General features: G+C 34.9%; 22 protein-coding genes. 2 read left to right on the top strand and 20 right to left on the bottom strand.

Annotated elements, in window-relative coordinates; translation table 11 throughout:
- Positions 1-2: 2 nt before the first annotated feature.
- From galU to ACQKL0_RS09395, 11 genes are all read right to left on the bottom strand, one after another.
- On the bottom strand, positions 3-881 hold the full coding sequence (galU, locus tag ACQKL0_RS09445; RefSeq protein ID WP_427687161.1) for a UTP--glucose-1-phosphate uridylyltransferase GalU: 879 nt from the start codon (positions 879-881) through the stop codon (positions 3-5).
- Between the two features lie 12 nt (positions 882-893).
- Complete coding sequence (locus ACQKL0_RS09440; RefSeq protein ID WP_427687159.1) at positions 894-2,720, bottom strand: polysaccharide biosynthesis protein; 1,827 nt, start codon at positions 2,718-2,720, stop codon at positions 894-896.
- A gap of 279 nt (positions 2,721-2,999) precedes the next feature.
- Positions 3,000-3,704, bottom strand: a complete 705-nt coding sequence (locus ACQKL0_RS09435; protein ID WP_427687157.1) for a CpsD/CapB family tyrosine-protein kinase — start codon at positions 3,702-3,704, stop codon at positions 3,000-3,002.
- Positions 3,705-3,714: 10 nt separating this feature from the next.
- Positions 3,715-4,464, bottom strand: a complete 750-nt coding sequence (locus ACQKL0_RS09430; RefSeq protein WP_427687155.1) for a YveK family protein — start codon at positions 4,462-4,464, stop codon at positions 3,715-3,717.
- A 115-nt stretch (positions 4,465-4,579) separates the two neighbouring features.
- Positions 4,580-6,370 (bottom strand): ABC transporter ATP-binding protein, encoded by a 1,791-nt coding sequence (locus ACQKL0_RS09425; RefSeq protein WP_427687153.1) that lies wholly within the window; start codon positions 6,368-6,370, stop codon positions 4,580-4,582.
- Positions 6,367-7,554 carry a nucleotidyltransferase domain-containing protein gene (locus ACQKL0_RS09420; RefSeq protein ID WP_427687151.1) on the bottom strand — a complete coding sequence of 396 codons (1,188 nt, stop codon included), beginning with the start codon at positions 7,552-7,554 and terminating at the stop codon, positions 6,367-6,369. Before ACQKL0_RS09420 ends, ACQKL0_RS09425 begins: the two co-directional genes overlap by 4 nt.
- A gap of 1 nt (position 7,555) precedes the next feature.
- Positions 7,556-8,029 carry a lasso peptide biosynthesis B2 protein gene (locus tag ACQKL0_RS09415; RefSeq protein ID WP_427651712.1) on the bottom strand — a complete coding sequence of 158 codons (474 nt, stop codon included), beginning with the start codon at positions 8,027-8,029 and terminating at the stop codon, positions 7,556-7,558.
- 30 nt (positions 8,030-8,059) lie between these two features.
- Positions 8,060-8,356 carry a lasso peptide biosynthesis PqqD family chaperone gene (locus ACQKL0_RS09410; RefSeq protein ID WP_427687149.1) on the bottom strand — a complete coding sequence of 99 codons (297 nt, stop codon included), beginning with the start codon at positions 8,354-8,356 and terminating at the stop codon, positions 8,060-8,062.
- A complete protein-coding gene (locus ACQKL0_RS09405) occupies positions 8,349-9,284 on the bottom strand; it encodes an HPr kinase/phosphorylase (protein WP_427687147.1) in 936 nt (311 codons plus the stop codon). The genes ACQKL0_RS09410 and ACQKL0_RS09405 overlap by 8 nt, the downstream gene beginning before the upstream one ends.
- A 227-nt stretch (positions 9,285-9,511) precedes the next feature.
- Positions 9,512-9,643 (bottom strand): paeninodin family lasso peptide, encoded by a 132-nt coding sequence (locus ACQKL0_RS09400; protein ID WP_427687145.1) that lies wholly within the window; start codon positions 9,641-9,643, stop codon positions 9,512-9,514.
- 4 nt (positions 9,644-9,647) lie between these two features.
- Positions 9,648-11,606, bottom strand: a complete 1,959-nt coding sequence (locus tag ACQKL0_RS09395; RefSeq protein ID WP_427687144.1) for a lasso peptide isopeptide bond-forming cyclase — start codon at positions 11,604-11,606, stop codon at positions 9,648-9,650.
- A gap of 581 nt (positions 11,607-12,187) precedes the next feature.
- Between ACQKL0_RS09395 and ACQKL0_RS09390 the strand changes: the two genes are divergently transcribed.
- Positions 12,188-12,856 (top strand): VTT domain-containing protein, encoded by a 669-nt coding sequence (locus ACQKL0_RS09390; protein ID WP_427687142.1) that lies wholly within the window; start codon positions 12,188-12,190, stop codon positions 12,854-12,856.
- 74 nt (positions 12,857-12,930) lie between these two features.
- On the opposite strand, the gene speD is transcribed toward ACQKL0_RS09390, so the two are convergent.
- The 4 genes from speD to ACQKL0_RS09370 all read right to left on the bottom strand — a co-directional run bounded on the left by speD (position 12,931) and on the right by ACQKL0_RS09370 (position 16,827).
- Positions 12,931-13,746, bottom strand: a complete 816-nt coding sequence (speD, locus tag ACQKL0_RS09385; RefSeq protein ID WP_427687140.1) for an adenosylmethionine decarboxylase — start codon at positions 13,744-13,746, stop codon at positions 12,931-12,933.
- A gap of 355 nt (positions 13,747-14,101) precedes the next feature.
- A complete protein-coding gene (locus ACQKL0_RS09380; RefSeq protein WP_427687138.1) occupies positions 14,102-15,211 on the bottom strand; it encodes a S1C family serine protease in 1,110 nt (369 codons plus the stop codon).
- 299 nt (positions 15,212-15,510) lie between these two features.
- Positions 15,511-16,188 carry an oxidoreductase gene (locus ACQKL0_RS09375; protein ID WP_427687136.1) on the bottom strand — a complete coding sequence of 226 codons (678 nt, stop codon included), beginning with the start codon at positions 16,186-16,188 and terminating at the stop codon, positions 15,511-15,513.
- Between the two features lie 60 nt (positions 16,189-16,248).
- Positions 16,249-16,827, bottom strand: a complete 579-nt coding sequence (locus tag ACQKL0_RS09370) for a histidine phosphatase family protein (protein WP_427687135.1) — start codon at positions 16,825-16,827, stop codon at positions 16,249-16,251.
- A gap of 347 nt (positions 16,828-17,174) precedes the next feature.
- On the opposite strand from ACQKL0_RS09370, the gene ACQKL0_RS09365 reads away from it, so the two are divergent.
- Entirely contained in the window at positions 17,175-17,705 is a 531-nt protein-coding gene (locus tag ACQKL0_RS09365) for a DUF2179 domain-containing protein (RefSeq protein ID WP_402958845.1), read from the top strand.
- Between the two features lie 40 nt (positions 17,706-17,745).
- On the opposite strand, the gene ACQKL0_RS09360 is transcribed toward ACQKL0_RS09365, so the two are convergent.
- From ACQKL0_RS09360 to glgA, 5 genes are all read right to left on the bottom strand, one after another.
- Entirely contained in the window at positions 17,746-18,024 is a 279-nt protein-coding gene (locus ACQKL0_RS09360; RefSeq protein ID WP_427687134.1) for an HNH endonuclease, read from the bottom strand.
- 190 nt (positions 18,025-18,214) lie between these two features.
- The gene (locus ACQKL0_RS09355; RefSeq protein ID WP_427687132.1) at positions 18,215-18,418 is read right to left on the bottom strand and encodes a hypothetical protein; all 204 of its coding nucleotides are present in this window, start codon (positions 18,416-18,418) and stop codon (positions 18,215-18,217) included.
- 64 nt (positions 18,419-18,482) lie between these two features.
- Positions 18,483-19,238: an exodeoxyribonuclease III gene (locus tag ACQKL0_RS09350; protein WP_402873103.1), complete on the bottom strand. Its 756-nt coding sequence runs from the start codon at positions 19,236-19,238 to the stop codon at positions 18,483-18,485.
- Between the two features lie 77 nt (positions 19,239-19,315).
- Positions 19,316-20,821, bottom strand: a complete 1,506-nt coding sequence (gene cls, locus ACQKL0_RS09345) for a cardiolipin synthase (protein WP_427687130.1) — start codon at positions 20,819-20,821, stop codon at positions 19,316-19,318.
- 103 nt (positions 20,822-20,924) lie between these two features.
- Positions 20,925-22,361, bottom strand: coding sequence for a glycogen synthase GlgA (gene glgA / locus ACQKL0_RS09340; RefSeq protein WP_427687128.1), 1,437 nt, complete (start codon positions 22,359-22,361; stop codon positions 20,925-20,927).
- Between the last annotated feature and the right edge of the window lie 6 nt (positions 22,362-22,367).

Raw genomic sequence — 22,367 nt, 5'->3', positions numbered from 1 at the left:
ATTTATTTTATTAATTCTCGATTCAATACATTTGTTAAGTAATTCAATATATTTTCTCTTAAGTCACCACGTTGGAGAGCCATTTCAATAGTTGTTTGGATAAAGCCGATCTTTTCTCCGACATCATACCTGATGCCTTCAAAATCATACGCATACACACTCTCATATTCATTCAAGCGGCTGATTGCATCTGTTAATTGAATTTCATCACCTGCACCAGGAGGTTGGTCTCCAAGAATTTTGAAAATTCCAGGATTTAAAATATATCTTCCCATAATAGCTAAGTTTGAAGGTGCATCTTCTTGTTTTGGCTTTTCAACTAGACTTGTAACATTGTATAAACGGTTTCCAATCTCATTGGCTTCAATAATTCCATATCTGGATACTTCCTCATTAGGAACTTTTTGTACTCCAAGAATTGAAGCTTTAGACATTTCATACTGTTCAATCATCTGTTGTAGACAAGGTTTTTTGGCATCTACAATATCGTCACCCAGCAAGACCGCAAATGGTTCGTCACCTATAAACTTACGCGCACACCAGACAGCATGTCCTAATCCTTTAGGTTCTTTTTGTCTAATATAATGTATATCAACTAACTTAGAAGATTTCTGAACTTCCTTTAATAATTCAAACTTTCCCTTTTCGAAAAGGTTTTGTTCCAATTCAAAGGAATGATCGAAATGATCTTCTATTGCTCGTTTCCCCTTCCCAGTCACAATAATAATATCTTCAATGCCTGATTCAATTGCTTCTTCTACGATATATTGAATGGTAGGTTTATCAACAATTGGTAACATTTCCTTCGGCATAGCCTTTGTTGCCGGAAGAAATCTAGTTCCTAATCCTGCAGCCGGTATGATGGCTTTTCTAATTTTCAAGGTGATTCCTCCTTAGTTTGAGAGTGGCACTAGCGAAGGTGTGGTGAGACGCTCATTGGCCAAATCAACAAGTATTTTTCGTAATGATTCTTTATCCATATCTGAATAACTATTTATGATATCCTCAATTTCTTTAGAATAAAGTTTGCCTGTCTTGCCTACGTATATATTGGGATAGATTTGCTGTTCGTGAATTTCTTCTTTATTTAACAATTCTTCAAATAGCTTCTCTCCCGGTCGCATTCCAGTAAATTCTATGGATATATCTTCTTCCGAATGTCCTGAAAGTTTGATCAAGTTTTTAGCCAAGTCGACTATCTTTACAGGATGCCCCATATCTAGCACGAAAATTTCGCCTCCTTTAGCAAGGGCCCCCGCTTGGATGACAAGCCTAGAAGCTTCTGGAATGGTCATGAAATAACGAATCATATCAGGATGTGTAACAGTAATGGGTCCACCTTTTTCAATTTGCTTGGTGAATAAGGGGATGACACTTCCACGACTGCCCAATACATTCCCAAAACGAACTGCAACAAATTTAGTTTCACTATCCTGATTCATTTGCTGAATCGTCATTTCCGCAAGTCTTTTGGTAGATCCCATTACACTTGTAGGATTAACGGCTTTATCACTTGAAATCATCACAAAGGTTTTAACTCCAATCCAACTAGCTGCATTGGCTGCATTCATCGTCCCAATCAGATTATTTTTGACCGCTTCTTCCGGATTCCGTTCCATTAGTGGCACATGTTTATGTGCAGCTGCATGATAGACGACATCTGGTTGATATGTAGCCATGACTGATAGCATCTTTTTATGATCCTGAAGGTCAGCAATTTCTGTTATAAACTCTATTTTAGAGTTTTGATAGGTCTCCTTTAATTCCATTTCTATTGTATAGATGCTGTTTTCTCCATGACCAAGTAAAATTAGTTTTGAGGGGTTAAAATTTGAAATTTGCCGACAAATTTCTGAACCAATAGAACCGCCAGCCCCCGTGACTAAGATGACCTTTTCGGTTACATATTCTGAAATTCCGTCGATATCTAGCTCCACCGGCTCTCTTCCAAGAAGATCCTGTACCTGCACATCTCTAAATTTGTTAACAGATACTTTTCCTGTCAGCAAGTCTTCTAACATAGGGAGGATTTGAGTTTTCGCATTGGTTTTTGCACATTCTTGAAATATTCGATTCATTTCCTGTTTATTTAACGAAGGAATGGCAATAATAATATGTTCAATATGTAAGGCTTCAACTTTTCTTGCAATTTTGCTTACTCCTCCAACTACTGGAAGCCCTAAAATATCGAGCTTTTGTTTACGATAGTTATCATCAATAAATGCTACAGGTAATAAATCCACCTCGTTATTTTTTAGTAATTGCCTTGCAACCATCGTTCCAGCTGATCCTGCTCCTACAATTAACGTTCTTTTTTTATTTTCATTTTTTAGTAAATATTGATCTCTATACATTCTCCAGAAAAATCTAGAACCACCAATCAACAACATATGAAGTAGCCAAGTTACTGCTAATAAACGGTAAAAAACGTCTTGAAAAAGAAGTGCCTGCACAAGTCCTGTTATAAAAATTGATGCCGTAACCGTCTTGAAAATAATGACTAATTCCCCTATACTTGCATACTCCCAAGCCTTTTTGTATAAGTGAAAAGAAATGGCAAATAAATGATGGCTGAGTAGGAGTGTAATAGAGCTGAGCACTATTGGAATCGTAAAAACATAAATACTAGCATTTACTAAAAAACGACCTAAGAAAATAGCTGATATGACAATACACGAGTCTATTAATATAAATAGTGATAGTCTTTGCTTATACGTCAAACCAATTCACCTCACTTTTTCTTTTTATCTTTTTGTCGATAAAGTACTAATGCATACAGTTTTAAGTAAAACTGTATGCATTAGTACTTTAATAGAATATAGGGCATTTAACCCCTCCTCACCCCACACTCTTGACGACTGGCGTCTAAGGTTTTACAACCCACAGCATGAACGAGTGCCTCCATTTATAATGGCAAGGAGACATCACCAAATACTATTGACTTGTAAAGTTTTGTTTGTTCTTAATAAAGAACTTCTGAGTAAATTTTTTTTGGCTAGTTAAATGATTCTCTTGAATATTTTAGTAAGCCAGTTTTGTGGATTTGTATTTAAAATGACCCCAACCATTTTATCTTCAACAAATTCAAGAATTCTCTTTGTTGCTAAAGCGTTTTTTAACTGCGTTTTTCCATTATTAAATACGAGGACGATTCCATTGCAATAATTCGCCAATATTTTCGCGTCCGTAAATTCCAGTATGGATGGAGAATCTATAAGAATCACATCATAAACCTTTTCACATTGAGTTAAAAAGTCTTGCATAACTGTCAAACCTATAATTTCACCAGGATTGAAGGGAATAGGACCGCTAGTTAACACATCTAGATCCCCCATTCCTGTTTTGTACACCGTCTTTTCAACTGATGAGTGAATTGAATCAGATAAAATATTAGTCAATCCTACATTATTTGGAATCTTAAAAATCGAGTGAATAGTAGGATTTCTAAAATTAGCATCTATTAGCAGAACCTTCTCTTTATTTTGTGCCATGGAAACTGCTAGATTTGCTGCAGCCGTTGATTTACCTTCTCCAGAATTTGGGGAAGTAACCATAATGATATTCCTTTTTATTGAAATAGAAGAAAATTTAATATTTGTTCGAATCGTTCTATATTGTTCGGAGATTAGTGAATCTGGACTTGAATAAGCTATCAAATTTCTTTTTTTTAGTTTATGACCTGATTTTTGTTGAATTATCGACATTTATTCCGCCTCACAATTCTACCCTTGCGTTTTTTGTTTGTTTAGCTTGCTGAGTTTCCTTGAATTTTTGTATATTCTTTTTATTAACATTTGAATTCTTTTTATTCATCTTGGAAACACGTCCTATAACTGGAAATCCTATAATATCCTCTATTTCTTGCTCGCTACGGACTGTATAATCTAGGGAATTCAATAAGAATGCTAAACCAATGCCAATAACTAATCCAACAATGCTACTCTTAATAATTGTCCCATTCCTGTCCCCATTAATTGGCGATAAGTTTACTTTAGCTGGTGACAAGTCTCTTATTTTTTTAAAGTTCACGATATTAGGCGCTTCCTCTTTAAATACTTGAGCCGTCTTATCGGCTATCTCGGCAGCCATATAAGGATCAGATGATGTTACACTGATACTTACTACTTCAGAATCTTCTACACTTGTAACGGTTATTGCTCCAGCTAAAGCCTCTGGAGACATTGGTAATTCCATTTCGTTAACAACCTTTTGTAAAACGGTTGTATCTTTTATGATTACTTGAAGTGTTTTCATTTTATCTTGATTAGCTTCTATGATAATTCTAGTGGATGACTGATATAGAGGTGTAGTTGATAAGGTTTTAAGATAGCCTGCAAGAGTGAATAATAGTGCTACGATAATAACAATCCATAACCGCCTACCAATGATTTCAAATAATTGTTTTATATTTATCTCTTTTGCTGATTTTTGTTTCTCATAGTTTGTATTGTATGGGTTTGACATAGAACCACCTTTTTCAATATTTTGTAAGGACTATACTACCATTTTAGTTCGTTATAAAGAACATGTCAACAAAACGTTACAAAAAAAACTTTTTTTGACATTCAACTAAATTATTTCAAGAGATAACTTCTAATTGACCCCCTAATAGTTGGTTAAATAGTCCCCTACTTTGGGCAAGTTCATTGAATCGTCCTTGTTGAATAATTTTACCTTGATCTAAAACAAGTACTTGATCGGCGTTTGAAATGGTGGATAGACGATGTGCAATCACAACAATAGTCATATGGCCTTTTAAGCTTTCTAGTGCTTTTTGAATTTTAGTTTCATTCTCGGTATCTAATGCGCTTGTAGCTTCATCTAATATAAGAATTGCTGGTTTACGTAAAATTGCCCTAGCAAGGACAATTCTTTGCCGTTCACCGCCTGAGAGCCGTATTCCTCTATCTCCAATCTCGGTATCCATTCCTTTCGGAAGTTGTTCTACAAAATCCGCTGCTGCAGAAAAGTGTAATGCCTCCCAGATTTCTTCATCCGTTGCTTCAGGTTTCATCAATAATAGGTTTTCCTTGATTGTAGCATTAAACAAAAATGGGTCTTGTGAAATATAACTAATAGATTTTCTTAAGGATAATAAATTGTCGGAAGTAAGAACTGCATGATCTATAAGGATTTCTCCTTTTTCAGGACGGTTTAAACCTAATATCATATCAATCAATGTACTTTTCCCCGCACCAGACCTACCTACAACAGCAGTCATTTGATTAGAGGGAATAAATAGATTAATATCTTTGAGCGCATATAAATCTTCTTTTGAATTATAACGATATGATACATGAGAAAATTCCAAACCCTTTTCGATTTTTAATGGTTTTATACTTTGATAATTACTCGTATTTATTTCTCTGGCCTCGGAACTTTGGTTTTTAAGTTTTATTAGTGCTTTAAATGAGGGAATCACACTTACTAAATACTCCATATTAGATTGAATACCAGTGATTCTAGGCCATAATCTTGAAAAGATGACTAAAATCATTAACATTTGTGCAGGTTGGGATTCGAAGTAACTAAAAGAAAAGAAAACTAAAAATGCTATGAGGAAAGCTGATACCAATTTATAAACCAAACTTGATAGAGTGTTTAGTTTGGTGAAATTGACATAATTCTTCTCCATTTTTTTACTTAAAGTAAGAAAACTAGTTAATTGAGATTGTTCCATTGTATTGCTTTTTATATCTTTGATCCCATTAAAATGATCAGTTATTGTCCCTAAGTAATTTTGAGAAATTTGAAGGGTCTCTTCTCCTAAGGTTTGGGACTTCTTCAAAAAGGTTCTTGAGAAAACCATCAGTACAAATCCAAATAGGAGAATTAAACTAGTCAGTTGATAGGATAACCAAAAGGCTAAACCAATTTGAATCATCGTAAATATTAACGAAGAAATAAACTGAAAAAATAAGCTAATGCCTCCACTCACACGAAACACTTCAGTAGTCATCAAATTGATAAGATCCGATTTTCGCTTATTTAGATAGAAGAACCAATTGGCCTGAATTAGGTTCCTATAAGTTTCCTCTCTTAAATACCTTGTAAAACTCTGTTGAATCCTCACATTTAAAATTAATTGTTGGCGTTGAAAGTAACCTTGGCCAATTATTAAAATAATAAAAATACTTAAGATAATAAGTAAGCTTATCATTTCAGGAATATTATCGAATAAATTAGAAGCCCATGATAATCTTGTATTTTCTCCTAGTTCTACAACACCAATAAGACCAAGTAAAGGTACTAATAAAAAAATACCAATCCCTTCAAAAATACTGATTAAAAGCATGGCCATCATATTGACATATAGGATTTTACCTGAATAAGAATGTATCTGTTTTGCGAAATATAGGAGTTCTTTCATTCCTTTGCCCCCCTAGAATAGGCACTTTTCTTTCTTATCCTCCATACTGTTAAGAAAGGACGTAAAGGAAAATATAAAAAATGAAGGGTTTTTGGCAATGGCAATGTTTCTAAATCAGTCGGGTAAGGATACATTGTACTTAAGATATACAATGTTTTTTGTTGAAAGGACTGCAGAGAATATAAGTGTTTTTTATGGAAACGTGCAATATCATCGGGTAAGGGTTCTGTATGTAGGTTTACCATTCTTTCCAGATAGAATATAGATTCTTGAGCTAATGTTTGTGCCCGCGTCCCTCTTTTCATAGATTCCATTTCTTTGTTTATTGATACACCCAACAGTTGAGAGGATAGAATGATTGCTTGACCACCTAAGTGTAGGTAATGATATTTTTTAAGTAATTTTGATAAAACTGACCATTTTAATTCTTGGTTTAACAAGTGTTTAATATCTAATAACCAACGAAGTCGTGACCAGCCATGACGTGCTCCATGTGTTATCAAAAAAAAGCATAAGTCCTCTTTCCCTAACAAATTAATTGGAGAGCTTGTGATTAGGTTAGTCCTTTTCCTTTCCCATAATTCATTAAAACATGGTTCCATTCCTGGTCCTGGATTTAATCTCCAATGTACTTCAATTTTCGTATTAGTTTCTTGATGAAAAAAGGCTATATGATGATGTCTCCATTTCCAGTCACCTAATACAGATTGAAAATAGTCATCTTTTACATATCCCATGCTAATAAGTAACTTCTCTACTTTACCAAGGTCTTCAAGCGAAACTAGAAAATCTAAATCACTTGATGTCCGTAACGAAATATCACCATATAGCTCTAAACCTAACAGTGGTCCCTTTAAAAAGAGAGTGCGAATCTGATTGTTCCTTAAAGCATGACTTATATTTATCATGGTGGCAGTTAATTGCAACATATGAATAGTATTTTCTTGATATTTTGCCTGTAAGGTTTTTAAAACGAATGGTGGAACTTGTTCTTCTATCTTTTTCAACTTAGGATATAGTACAGGAAAAAGGCGATGATGCCATGTAAGATCTAAAAAAAGATCCCAATCAATCTCTTTTTTATTAAACCTTTTTAAAATGTCTTTATTATTTTCTATTTTCACAAGTTCCAGTAACAATCTTAATTCTTCAGGTATATTGGCTACATTAAGAGCATTACCCATTTTATTCACCTTCAGCCTTTTTATTCCTGTTTTCCTTTGCAAAAGAAGCTACAACCGTAAATTTATTCATCGTTTCCGATCCTGATATATAATATGGACCACTACGCAACCATGCATGAGCAACTAAATTCCCTGTTTTTTCTTTAGCTGTCCCTAAATACAGAGTACTTTCAATCCTTCTTTTTTCAAGCATTTTCATTCCAGCAATTGCTTTTACAAGACATTCACTTTCCCAAAATGTATACCTACTCATAAGATGAATCGCTGCTGATACATTTTGTAAAGTTTGTTTATCAGATGTCTTAGTCGAACACGATGTTTCAGACATACTTTTTCCTAGAGTAGGAGCAACTCTTGAAAAATTCAACATTTTTAAATATCTTCCCCACGCTAAGTAACAGTAAGCCTCTATAAGCATAACTTGCATTTGACCACCTAACTTAAAGAACGTTCTGAATTTATTGAATAAAATCATATTTCCCTCCTATGACTCTACATCATAAATCTATGGAGCTTCCACCTGAACTAATCCTTCTTTTAATAATTGATTTAAAAAAATGGTTACTTGTTGCTCACATTCAGATTGATCTATTTCATATTGAGATTGAAGGGTTAAAATTAGTTTTTGAATGGTAATAGGTTCGCTCAACAACTCCCAAATTTCCCCTCCAACTTCTCCTAGATTATAATACTTTCCATTTTCAATACTCAGCATTACCTTTTCTCCAGCCATGTCACTCACTAGATTACCAGGGACTTGGTGTATTATATATTCTTCCTTAACAGTTGCACTATTAATCATATACTTTTTCCTCCCTATTCAATGTTTCTAATAATAAATCTGTTATATCCTCTACAGTAAAATGAGAAGATGGTCTACCTAATTGATACAAATGTATCTTATCGATAATTTTAGCCGTAATACTAAAATGCCATTCTATTAAATCCAAGTCTGCAAGAAAAAAGTTACGATATGTATGTGTTAACAATGTATTGAGTTTCTGTAAATTTCCTTGTAATGAATGTAACTTTATTTCATCAGTTTCTATTTTGACCAATTCAATGACTCCTGCAAGTGGAATAGATTCTGAAGCGAAATGAGATTTGACAGGAACAGTGAATTTTGTTTCCCTTTGAATAATTGGCTGAAAATTATCCGATTCCATTCCAAAATAATCTAAGCTTTCTTTCCATAATTTCTGTTGAGGATAAGCAGGTGTTACAACAGGAATATTTTCACTATTTAAGCTGACTGGAACCACGTCATCCGTAAGTAATTGATATCCTCTTCTTATAAAGGCAGATGCAAGGGTTGACTTTCCAGCTCCAGAATCACCTATAATCGCATAAGCTTTTCCAGCTATTACAACAGCACTCCCATGCAAAGGGAGAATTTTTCTTTGCAATAATATTGCACCCATACAAGTACCAAGAGTATATAATCGAATTTCATCTTCTTTAATAGGATCTAGAGGTGAAATAATAATCTTATTCCCACCTTGAATTAAAAAGATTCCCGTACCTGGAACAAAAAACATGACGGAATTTCTTTGAATGATAAATCCGTCGTTAATTAAATCTTCTTGTTCAGACCAAAGACTATATAACTCATCTTTTTCAATTACAATATCAATTTTCGGATTCAATTGTTCACTTTTATTTAATTCTGGAAATGAAATCTTACTAGAAAAAGTAAATCCGAATGCCTCATATATATTCATATCTTGCATGTAAATGTTCCCCCATTAGTTAAAGTAACTTTATTATGATATAAGGAGACCCCTATATAATTTTATATATAGGGGATAACGAACTAGTCTTATAGACTATCCAGTATGTAGTTCTTGGTAGATTTTTGAATTACCAGCCGATTTATGGAGACCCTTATATATTTACAATATATAAGGAGTCCAATTTAGATATAACACCTTTTAAATAACTAAGTTTCACTTCATCATTAACTGAATGTTAGTTTGCCTTTTGGTGTATCCGCAGGAAAAGTTGCGTCTGTAAATTCACCATCTTTGCCTAACATAGTCATATTGACATCAAGTAATTCTAATTTTGGTTTTTTCCATTCTTTTTTCATATTTTCACCCCCCCTCAGGTATTTTATTTAGAAATCGCTTAATAATTAAACTACGCATTAAAAGCTTAAGATTTGGTTCAATAGCTTGTTCAGGTTTAACCCCTGACTGAACGTTTGATAATCCATCTTGAATCACTTGAGCATCGACATATTTTAAAAGCCTTTTATCTGTATTCAATTGTTCGAGTTCAGTTTTATACGTTTCCCACTGAGGAATCATTCGATGCATCCAATCTACCCCTTGTACACCGCGATTCGTTTGGTTTAGTCTCACATTATCTGGTAAGTAGTTTACAGTTGATCTCCGAATTAGAGCCCTATCTAATCCATCTTGAACATATTGATGCTCTGGTAGAGACAAACAAAACCGAACTATACGTATATCATTAGAGGGGTCCCTCTTCCATAATGAATAACGTAATGATAGTTTCGTAGAAAGTGTATTTCCAGCATTCCAGTTAAAGACATCATCAAAATGTCTTTTTCTCATCCGATATATATTATCTGAAGAAGACATCTGTCCTCTTTGATTGATCCCTAGTTCACTGAATTTTTTATAAATTCCAGTATTCTCCGCAAATTCAGGATTAATAAGTTGAGGGTTACTAAAACTATTCGAGCTTTTATCTGGAAGTATACGATCAATTATAGGAAAACCTATTCTTGCGATTAGAGGTAAATTTCTTAATCTAGCTCCACCTGCTTTTTTGCTATATTGGTTTAGTTCTTGAAAAAGCCGGACCCATTTAACCTTTTTTAATAGAATGGAGTAATAATCTAAAGCCGAACCCCAGGAAATAGTAAAATTCCCTCTATCACCATTTAGTAATACACCCACTCCTTCCTCATTGGCTTTTTCAAACATGCCTTTTAACCAAAAGGAATTTTCGAAAAATTTATAAGGCATTTCCATTATTTCAAGAAAATCGTCAATTTCAGAAAATGAATCTTTTCCTTGAAAGTTATAATAATGGTCTTTAATTCCTCCTACAAACTCTACAGTTGATTTAATATATGGTCTCTCATCTGCTACATAATATCGTGGAGTGAAATCTTCAAAATCATCTGGAGGAATGTAACTAAAGGTATGTAGTTCTTTGTTCTGTTTTCTTAATGGTTGAGCAGCAAAACTAACAACGGCTCCTGAATCGAGACCACCACTTAGTTGAGAACCTACTTTCTTATGTGTCCTTAACCGTGATGTAACCGCCTCTTGAAAGATACTTTGAAATGCCTCGATATACTCTTCATTTGATTTTAATTTAAGTAATTCAACATCTGTTAAATACGAATACCTTTTAAAAGTTATTTTATTGTTTTCTATTGAAATGGTATGAGAAGGAGGTACTTGGTTAATAGTTAAATAAGGAGTAATAGAAGAATCTACAGCATCAATCATACCAGATATCACCAAATACTCAGCCAACCATTCCTCATTCAAGTTCGTTTCGACATAAGGTAATGCAAGTAGTGGTTCTATTGTTGTTGAAAATGCTAATTTATCTTGATTTTTGAAATAATATAGAGTCCGACTTCCTGAAAAGTCCCTTGCTCCGAAAAGCTTGCGTTGTTTTTGATCCCAAATCATAAAAGCGAAATCACCTACTAAATACTTTGGTGTTTCATCTCCCCATTTATGGTAGGCTAGCAGGATTAACTGGCTATCGGTCATATATGGTCGATCCGATTTCTCTACCTGTAAGCGATTGAACAATTCATCTCGATTATCAATGATCGCATCAGCTGTTATCGCAAGTTGTCTAGCATAATCATAGAATGGCAGAGTTTCATTCACCGATTCAGGAGTAATCCATTGATTATGGCAGCCAAGGAAGATTTTTTCATCATTCCAAACTTGAATGCTCTCGGCCGGGAACTTACGAAGTGAATTCATTAATAGTTCTCCATGCTGGAGATCGATTGGTTCTTGATTTAAATGATAGAGTCCCGCGATTGCACTCATGTTCTCTTCCTCCCAGCGATGATTAAAAAAGCTTATTAAAGTCCTTTATTAACTATCTATCATAAAAAAAGTTGTAAGATTCCTTTTTCGTTCTTTATAAAGAACTTCTATATGTACAAAGTAACATCTCTCTCTATTAAATGTCAATAACTTGTAAATCGATTTGTGCAATAATTAAATTTTTCCTTCTATTTCGACATTTACTTTATTTATCATGTATACAAAATATTTAATATGTAATCTAACAGAGATAAATTCCTCTTGAACTTGAACAAGTTATATTAAATTTTAACCTTCACACCTAAGATTTTGCTAACAATCACAGAACATCTCAACTATGTGGGACCATCCTTGAAGTCCTATACTCCAATACAAACACTTTTCGCCCTTCATTACATTTTATTACTTCGTCCCCCTCATATTCCCAGTTATAAACCATTTACTTGGCATAATATAATATGTAATATTACTAAGGGTATAAATGTGCGCCTTTTCCTTTAATCTTTATTCCGTCTCTGGGCTTATTTTTACCAAACTACATTCTAGATTTTTTTTATTCTCATAAAGGAGGGTGCATTAATTTGCATAACCTTTTACATTTTACTCAATCAATCGATACGGATATGACTCAATATATAACTGTTTACGGTAAACAAATTTATGTCATTTTATTCATCATCATTTTCGCGAAGACGGCTTATATTGTTCTGACTTTCCTGCCTGGGGATGCGACTTTGTTTGCCAGCGGTACCATTGCTGCGATTGGACACTTGAGTTTCCCTACACTTTTGTTCCTTTTCTTCCTTGCAACTGTTGCGGGGGACGCCCAGAACTATTTTATCGGGAACCTGATTGGGAAATCCACAAAGAATGAAAAGAAATTCTCAGTTTTTAAGTACATCCCCAATAAATCCATTGAAAAGACCCATAGATTTTTAACCAGTTATGGAAAATACGCGATTATGTTCTCCCGATTCGTTCCTTTGCTTAGCACAACCTTACCTTTCATTAGTGGGTTCACACGCTATTCGTTCAAACGATTTATCGGACACAATATGGTCGGAGCGATGGTCTGGACGATCACTTGGGTATGTGCGGGATACCTACTCGGCAACCTTACATGGGTAGGTAGTCATTTATTCCTCTCATTGCTCGGCATTACTCTTGTCAGTTTTATCCCTCCATTCATCGCATTTGCCATTGAATATGCGAAAAAGAAAACGGCTGCCGCAAAAGTCCTTGAAATCTGACTTTTGCCTGCAGCCGTTTTGGCTTCAATTACTATTTTAAAGCTAACAAGTTATTCCTACCCAAGGTGCTAGTCTTACTTGGGTACCGGAACATTTGCCCCGTAAAAAATTTCATCCATTTCCGTTTGCAGCCTTTCGATAATTTCATCACGTTCAGCTGGTTTCAGTTTTTCTTCTGAATAACCAAATAGATAATTGTTTAGTTCGAATCTTTTCAGTTTACATTTAGTATGAAAGATATTTTCTTGGTACACATTCACATCGATCATATCGTATAATCCCTTTACTTCATCAGGGATATAATTTTGGATGGAATTAATATCATGATCAATGAACAATTTTCGACCATTTGTATCTCTGGTAAATCCTCGAACTCGGTAATCGATCGTGATGATATCGGTGTCAAAAGAATGTATTAGGTAATTAAGTGCTTTTAATGGAGAAATTTCTCCACACGTAGATACGTCAATATCAGCTCTGAATGTGCTGATTCCCTCATTTGGATGAAACTCAGGGTATGTATGAACCGTAATGTGGCTTTTATCCAATTGCATGACAACATTGTTCGGCAAAGGTCCAGGCGTTTCCTTATAGGTATCGTTAGGTACTTCTACGACGGGCCCTTCAGAAATAAGCATAGTTACGCTTGCTCCCTGTGGTATGTAATCCTGTTTCGCTGTATTTAAAACATGAGCTCCAATTAAATCCGATACATTCTTCAATATGCTAGAGAGTCTTTCCGCATTGTATTGTTCATCAATATATTCTAAGTATGCTTCACGTTCCTCTTTTGTTTTCGTATAACAAATATCATACATATTAAAACTTAATGATTTAGTAAGATTGTTGAAGCCATGAAGTTCAATTCTTTGCTCAGGTGTAATTTTCATGAACGATTCCCCTTAATTTTTTTACCAACCATATTTATAGTTACCCATTATTTGAGAATAAAAACTTTTAATTATCGTAGAGGAGTTTACCTATATATAACTTCTAAATTAAACTAAAATAGGTAATTGGAATTAAATGTATTTTTTGATTGTTGTTTATATCTTAATAACTATTTAGATTTAAAATTGATATATTCTAGCGAGGTTATTTTTGGAATAAATATTTAAGATATTTTAATATTCTATAAAAAAGGTGGTTTTATTAATTTTTTCTGGAAAATAGTGTCTTCAAAAAAATCCATCCCTGTTTAATCGGAATGGATTCTTTACAGGTATAAGTTTCAAAGCCCGTCATTTAATAGTCACTATCATCTTCATTGCCATCTTCATTACCTTCGTTATCCTCATAATTCTCGTAGTCTTCATCCTCATCTTCATAGTCATATTCTTCATTTTCGTCTTCATAACCATCTTCGTCCGAATAATCTTCGCCATCCTCAGCCAAGTCTTCGTCTTCATAGTCCGAATAATAATCTTCATCCATATCTTCACTATCATCTTCGTCTATAATTTCCTCTTCATAGTCTTCAAAGTCTTCCTCTGATTCTGACCATTCATCTGGGATATCATAATAACTGTCTTCTTCATCATTATAATCGCCCCCCTCGAAATACCACTCACCATCTGATTCGTCTTCGTAATAATAACTGCCGGATTCATTGTAAAACAAATCGCTAATTTCCTGTTCTGAGAGTGGTTGAGCGATCCAGCCTTCGATTAACAGGAATATATCCTTTATTGGTATGCTGAACCCTACGGATTCATCCGTTATTAACCTTGCTGAATTAATGGCCACAGCCTTTCCTGTTTCCATGGAAACAAGAGGTCCACCGCTACTACCTGGAGCAATATGAGCTGACATTTGATAAATATTATCATATGAACGCTCTCCAATAAAGAAACTGCGATCCACTCCAGTTATGGTCCCAAGCGTTGCTGTATTCTCAAGGCCCAATGGACTGCCAAGTGCGACTACTTCCTGACCAATCTTGGCCACTCCTGTTTTTTCAACATCAATTGGCTTTATCCCGGCTAATTTGGGAACTCTAATAATGGCTACATCTGTATCGGTGGAATAACCGATAACCTTTCCATTATACTCTGTGCCACCTTTATCTTTAATACTTGCTTCAAGATACCCTTCCACAACATGTGCATTTGTCAAGACATCACCTTTGTCATTAATTAAAAATCCAGAACCTTGGCTGTCCCCGGCAAAAATGGTATACACTTTTTTCTGAGATTCCTCGATGATCTGCGTGACACTTTGTTTTGTACCTTCTTTCATCTTCTCAACTGGCTTTGATGCAACCACCCTTGTTACTTCTTTCTTTTTCCCCGTTTCATTTTTATCTTTTTTGGTTTCTACTACAGTAGGTATAGTGGCTGTTTTTTTATTGTCCACTTCACCCCAATAATATTTGATGGTAAACACAAAAGTTAATGTGCTTAAAATACTTAATATAACTAAGAATGGTATTAATTTAGATTTCTTTTTCTTATTTCCACAACTAGGACAATAGCGACCATCGCTTGATAGTTTCTTACCACATGTTGAACAAAACAAAAAAATCACCTATCTCCCTAAGACTTTATACCTATTATATTGAAAAATAAGGAACTTGTATATCGAAATTCATAAAAATAAAAACGAGCCTCATATAATTGGCCCGCTTTCGTTTTTTTATCTTATCAATCAAACTCCTAATATAGTTCTCTCTCATTAGCAAGTTCCTCTATTTCATTGGACTGGTACACATGGTTTCCTGAAGTAACGGATTTTGCCGCAATACTCATGGCAGTAGCCACCGTTTCTACATGTATGGCGCGATATGGGCGAAGAGGTCCCACTAACAAAAATTCAAAAATCGAACTTAGTTTACCGGATATCTTTTCACCGATACGGAGTTCTTTTCGTTCTCCGATTAGTAACGAAGGTCTGAAAATATGTAAAGAATTCAATTTTAATTGTTTTAGTATTTCTTCCATATCTCCCTTTACTCGACTGTAAAAGAAACTTGATTTAGAGTCAGCACCGATAGCACTTATAACTAACACATTCTCTACATTTGCCGCTTTTGCCAATTTTCCCGCCTCCACAACGTAATCATAATCAACTTTCCGAAAAGCTTCTTTAGATTTCGCTTTTTTAATGGTAGTGCCTAAACATATGAACACATCATTGACATGAAACAAATCTGCAAATTCTTTCATATTATCAAAATCGACAATATGCACTTTACAGACAGAATCTTTATATTCTAGTTCTCTTCTCGTAAATAGATGTATGGTTTGATAATCCTTACTAGTACATAACCTTTTCAATAGTTGGGTGCCTACAACCCCAGTTGCACCTAAAACTAACGCAGTTTTTTTAGTCATGATTTCCTTCTTTCTCGTATAGGCTGCCCAATAGCAACCGAACTGTTAAATTAGAAAGGATTAGGACAAGTGATTCACTTGATTATAATCGGCTATAACCCATGAATTCAGTTCAAACTTGATTGTACTCAGGCAAGCATTTGATAATCTGGTTTCAGTTGATACAATCTTTTCATTCGACATCATACGTAAAATCATATGAATGACCGCCCCATGTGCAACTAAAATTACTTTCTTATCAGGATATTCTGCTTCAATATCCTGTAGGCCTTTCATAAGGCGTTCTCGTAAACTTTCCTGGTCTTCCTGATTAGGGTATTCTTTATTAAAAAATGTGGATTCCCTCTCATCAGCTGTCATTCCTTCAGCGTCCCCAAAATTCTTTTCAATGAATTCCTCTTTAATAATAATTGGGGAATCGATCATTTCACCTATAATATTGGCTGTATCCCTTGCTCTTTTTAGAGGACTAGTAAAAATTACATCCCACTCGTCTTTGAATAAAAACTCTCCACACTTCCTGGCCTGCCTCTTTCCATTTTCATTAAGTGGTATGTCTGTTTGCCCCTGTAACCTTCCTTCTGCATTCCAATCTGTTTCTCCATGGCGTACTATACAAATCGTTGTAATAACCTTCAACCCTTTCGTTTTAGAGTGGTGAACTTTTCACAGTTTTAAATTTCCTTTGCATGCTTTTGCAGGTGAACATGAAAATCCTTAATACTAGGCAATTTAACATGAATTGGACCAACAAGTGAAAGCAGAAGACACCCTCTTCTTCACATGTGATAAATAGTTAGAACAATAATACCAAATTTAAGATTGATTTAGTACCTAGAACTACTAACTAAAAAAGCGATAGGATGTGCATGCCCATGTTCATGCATAATATTTCCATAGCTTTATTGTGTGCCATATGTTTAGATTATGGAAGATGTTTCATATAGAATAGTTAATGGACTTAATTATAATGGAGAGGTGCCCAATTGAAGGAAATATTATTAATCTTATTATTGCAACTTATTTATGTTCCCATCTATACATTACGTACCATATTCTTAGTCAAAAACTTAACCTCTTTGGCCTCTATTTTAGGCATAGCCGAGATGTTAGTTTATGTATTTGGACTATCCCTCGTATTTGGTGGAGACCAAAGCATATTGGCCATGGTTGTATATGCAGTTGGTTTTGGAATAGGTATCATATTCGGGACGAAAATTGAGCAAAAACTTGCTATTGGTTTTATCAATGTTACCGTTAATACACAGACGAAAAACACCCAATTGATGGACACATTAAGGAACAACGGCTTTGGTGTTACTCTCTATACAGGCGAAGGAAGGGATAGTAACCGTTATCGGATGGAAATATTAACAAAACGTAACCGAGAACAAGAATTAATTGCTACAATTGAAAAATTCGAACCTAAAGCTTTCATCATTTCTTATGAACCGAGGTATTTTAAAGGTGGATTTTTACTGGATCGTTTAAAGAATAGGGGAAGCATGAATAGATAAATAATACGAAGGCCCATCTAATTCAAGATGGGCCTTCGTATTATTTAATTTTGGACTTTCTTGTTTTTACAGATTTGCTAGCAGGTTGCTTCTTGATCCATTTTATATATTTTTTCAAAGCTTCATCATCTTTTAACAATATAACGGTATATAATCTTATGGCTAACTCCCGGTTTGAATATAAGGCATGAATTTGCTTGTGGCACGATTTACAAAGAAAAGCGGTTGGTAACTGACTGCCTCCTTCCTCCCTGGGCGTTAAATGGTGCACAGTCAGTTCTACCTCACTTCGAGAACATAATTCACACGTCCCTTGCATGGCTCTACCTCATCCATTCATGGTTTTAATATTTTTACCTTCTTCTACATTATGAAACATCAAATGTTCCATGTGATGAATTGGACCATACTCTTGCTCTTCTTCCTCCATCCCTTGCAAATAAAGAACCATGAATTCATAACAATCATTTCTTGAAAATGAATAACAATCACTAGGATCATTGTTTTCTTCAGGATATAGAGGGATGAGATGGGAAAGGAGTCCGTCTCCATTTTTGGTCAAAAAAGACAAAACTACCTACATTTTTTTCAAGTTCGAATAACCTTCGGAAACCACTTGCCCCTGCTTCAATAAATTCACTGGCTGTAAGCTTTTGTACTTGCATGCTATCTATATGATTTTCTTGATGGAAGCTTGCAATAAACGTTCTCATCACGTCACCCCCCGTTAAGCTGGATAACGGATAGTATATTCCCATACCATCAGATTTATCCTACTTAAAAGGCCGTTTCCAAGACAATTGGACAATGATCGCTACCCATTATATTTGAATGAATGCTAGCATCTTTTAAATCTACAGCCAACCGCTCCGAAACAATAAAATAATCAATCCGCCAGCCAATATTTCTTTCTCTTACCTTGCTCATATAAGACCACCAAGAGTATGAACCTTCTTTGTTTGGATAAAAATGACGAAAAGTATCAATGAAACCCGATTCTAACAAGTTAGTCATTTTACCTCTTTCCTCCAGGGTGAAGCCGGAGTTTCCAACATTCGTTTTGGGGTTTCTTAAGTCTATCTCGGAGTATGCTACATTAAGGTCCCCACAATAAATGACTGGTTTATTCATATCCAAGGCTTTTAGATATTCGATCATTTCATCTTCCCATTCCAAACGATAGTCCAGTCTCGTTAAATCTCGTTTGGCATTAGGCGTATACACGTTTACCATATAAAATTTTTCAAATTCAAGAGTTATTATTCTTCCTTCAGGCTCTTCATCTCGGTCACCAACTCCATATTTAACCGAAATAGGTTTTTCCTTCGTGAATATCGCTGTTCCTGAATACCCTTTTTTCAAAGCATAATTCCAATATTGATAATAGCCTTCTAAATCAAGTGTGATTTGCCCTTCTTGAAGCTTTGTTTCCTGCAGACAAAAAATATCGGCATCCACATCTTTAAAGTAATCTAAAAATCCCTTTTTCACACACGCTCTTATGCCATTTACGTTCCAAGATACCAATTTCATTTTTTATTCTATTCTCCTTATATCTATCTGTTTTGACTTCCAATCCTACTATACTATGATTTCTTAATGCATGCCCATCATAGAATATTGGAAAATAGTCGGGCAAATGATTCTTTTGAACGTTCCAATAGTGTCCTATTTTTATAGGTTAATGGATCAATCCTTTCACAATCTTTTATATCTTCTTGAAAATGAGTGGCTAAATCAGCAATAGAACTATTGCCCATCAAGAAGACATTTACCTCAAAGTTTAAATGAAAGCTTCGCATGTCCATATTTGCCGTACCTATCGAAGCCATGTCTCCATCCACAATGATTATTTTTTGGTGTAGGAAACCTTTTTTATAGGAGTATATTTCTACGCCAAATTGTAGAAGCTCACCAAAATAGGAGCGGCTCCCATACTGGGTTAAGAACCCGTCATTTACAGCAGGAACCATAAGACGAACTTGTATCCCTTTTAAAGCAGCATTCTTCATCGCAGCTTTAATTGCTTGATTGGGGACAAAGTATGGACTTGCTATCCAAACTGATTTGGTTGCAGTCGTTATGAGGGAAAAATAATAATCGCTCATGATTCCCTGCTGGGTATCGGGTCCACTCGCAACAACTTGGACAGCTCCATCTCCCTTTTCAAATTTATTCATTTTTGGTCGTTCTTCTAAGACATCTTCTCCACTTACATATTCCCAATCCATTAGGAATACGGTATGAAGCATATAAACAGCTTCCCCTTTAAGAACCATATGTGTATCACGCCAAAATCCAATGTTTTTATTTTTTCCAAGATATTCTTCCCCTACATTCAGTCCGCCAACAAAACCAATCTCTCCATCTATGATAATTATTTTCCGGTGATTTCTAAAATTGAATTTTTGATTAAAAAATCCGTGCTTTAACGGCGAAAATGGAAATATCTTCACACCTGCCTCTTTCATTCTATTGATTTCTTTATTTGCTAGACTTAAGCTTCCTGCTGCATCAAAGATAAATAATACCTCTACCCCTTCCTTTGCTTTTTCAATGAGGATATCGATGATTTCCTTACCAAGCCTGTCAGAACGAAAAATATAATATTCTATATGTATAAACTTTTCCGCCTTTTTTAACTGTTGAATGATTTCTGTAAATGTTTCATTCCCATTTTTCAATACTTTCGTTTCTGAAGATGTACTGATGGTTGTTTCTGAAGCATTCTTTGCAAAATCCGCAAAAGATTGCTGATGATTATTCAGAAACGATAAATCAGGAGCTGATATGTCATTGACAAGGTTCTTCCATTCTTCTCTATCTTTTCTTCTTTTAGATTGAAATAAATATCCTTTTAGATAAAGTTGACCTGAAAACAAATAGAAAATAAATCCGAAAACAGGAAAACAAAAAAGAACATACATCCATAAAAGTGTATCATGGGCAAATCTATTTTCTAGCATAAGTGAGATCATCGTAATAAGCATAACCAAGATATATAATCCCATAAAAAATAGCTTCACATTGAAGCTAGCAGAGCTAAATAAAACCATATAAACAGATGCGATTAAAATAAATAAAAACACAATTTCCATTCTTCTTCTACTTTTCATTTTTCATTCTCCTATAAATAATTTATATCTATACATACCCATGAAGTATGATAAAAGAAACAAAAACACTTACGAAAATTAATCGTAAGTGTTTTATACTGTCTTATTTTTTGATTGTTAATAAGTTTTCATATAAATCTATATATTCGGAAGATGAGGAATCCCAACTGAAATCTTCATTCATGGCATTTTCAGTCAACTGCTTCCATCTTTTTGGTTGGAATTTATACATTCCTACCGCTTGTTCAATAGTATGAAGCATATCATGAGCATTATAGTTCGTAAAACTAAAACCATTACCTTCGCCTGTAAATTGATTGTAAGGGATGACCGTATCACGAAGGCCACCAGTCTCTCTCACCAGCGGTAAAGCACCATAGCGCATTGCTATGAGCTGACCGATTCCACATGGTTCGAATTGTGACGGCATCAAGAAAATATCAGAGCCCGCATAAATCCTCCTGGCCATTCCTTCATCAAAATATGTGTTGGTTGATACTTGATTAGGATATTGCTCAGCCAAATTACGGAAAGCCCATTCATATTTTTCCTCGCCCGTTCCTAGTAATATGAATTGAATGCCTTGACCCATCATTTCATGGAAGACATGCAGGATAAGGTCTATCCCTTTTTGGTCAACCAATCGTGTCACCATTGATATAACTGGAACCTCATCATTGACTGGCAAATTCAATATTTCCTGTAATTCGCGCTTGTTTTTCATTTTCCCTTCATATGTGGAAAAAGGCACGGGTAGATATTCATCTGAAGCAGGATTATAGGATTCATTATCGATCCCATTTATGATGCCTTTAAGATCCCCGTTCCGTTTACGCAGATAGCCATCCAGTTGCTCTCCATAATATGGAGTCTGTATCTCTTCTGCATAACTTGGACTTACGGTTGTAATATAGTTAGAGAAGGCCAGACCCGCTTTAAGATAACTCACATTACCGTGAAATTCAAGACCATCCATATTGAAATACAATTCACTTAAATCCAACAATTCCGCTAGGACAGTTTTAGGGTAGACACCTTGATAGAGTAAATTATGTATGGTGAATACCGTTTTAATATTTTCATATAATGGATGTTTTTGATAATGTGCTTTCAACAAGACACTCACAAGACCTGTTTGCCAATCATGACAGTGGATGATTTCTGGGTGATCGTCTAAAAAAGGTATGGATTCTAATATGGCACGGGAAAAAAATGCAAACCTTTCACCGTCATCAAAATATCCATAACTTCCGTGTCTTTTAAAATAATATTCATTATCAAGAAAATAATATGTAATCCCATTGGCAACCAACTTTTCAATTCCACAAAATTGTTGGCGCCAGCCTACAGGGACCTCGATACTGGTCACGTGCGTCATTTCCTGTTTGATATGAAAAGGAAGGTCTTTAAACTTTGGAAGAATTACACTTACATTGACCCCCTGTTTTTTAAGTGCTTTTGGAAGTGCGCCTATCACGTCTCCAAGTCCTCCGGTTTTTATGAAAGGAGCGCATTCTGAAGCGGCAAATAGAACATTCATAGCTGT

It is taken from the genome of Peribacillus sp. NPDC097264, from assembly GCF_050277925.1.
GTDB lineage: Bacteria > Bacillota > Bacilli > Bacillales > DSM-1321 > Peribacillus.
Note: the sequence above shows the minus strand (reverse complement) of the source record. Positions and strands in the feature narration are given on the sequence as shown.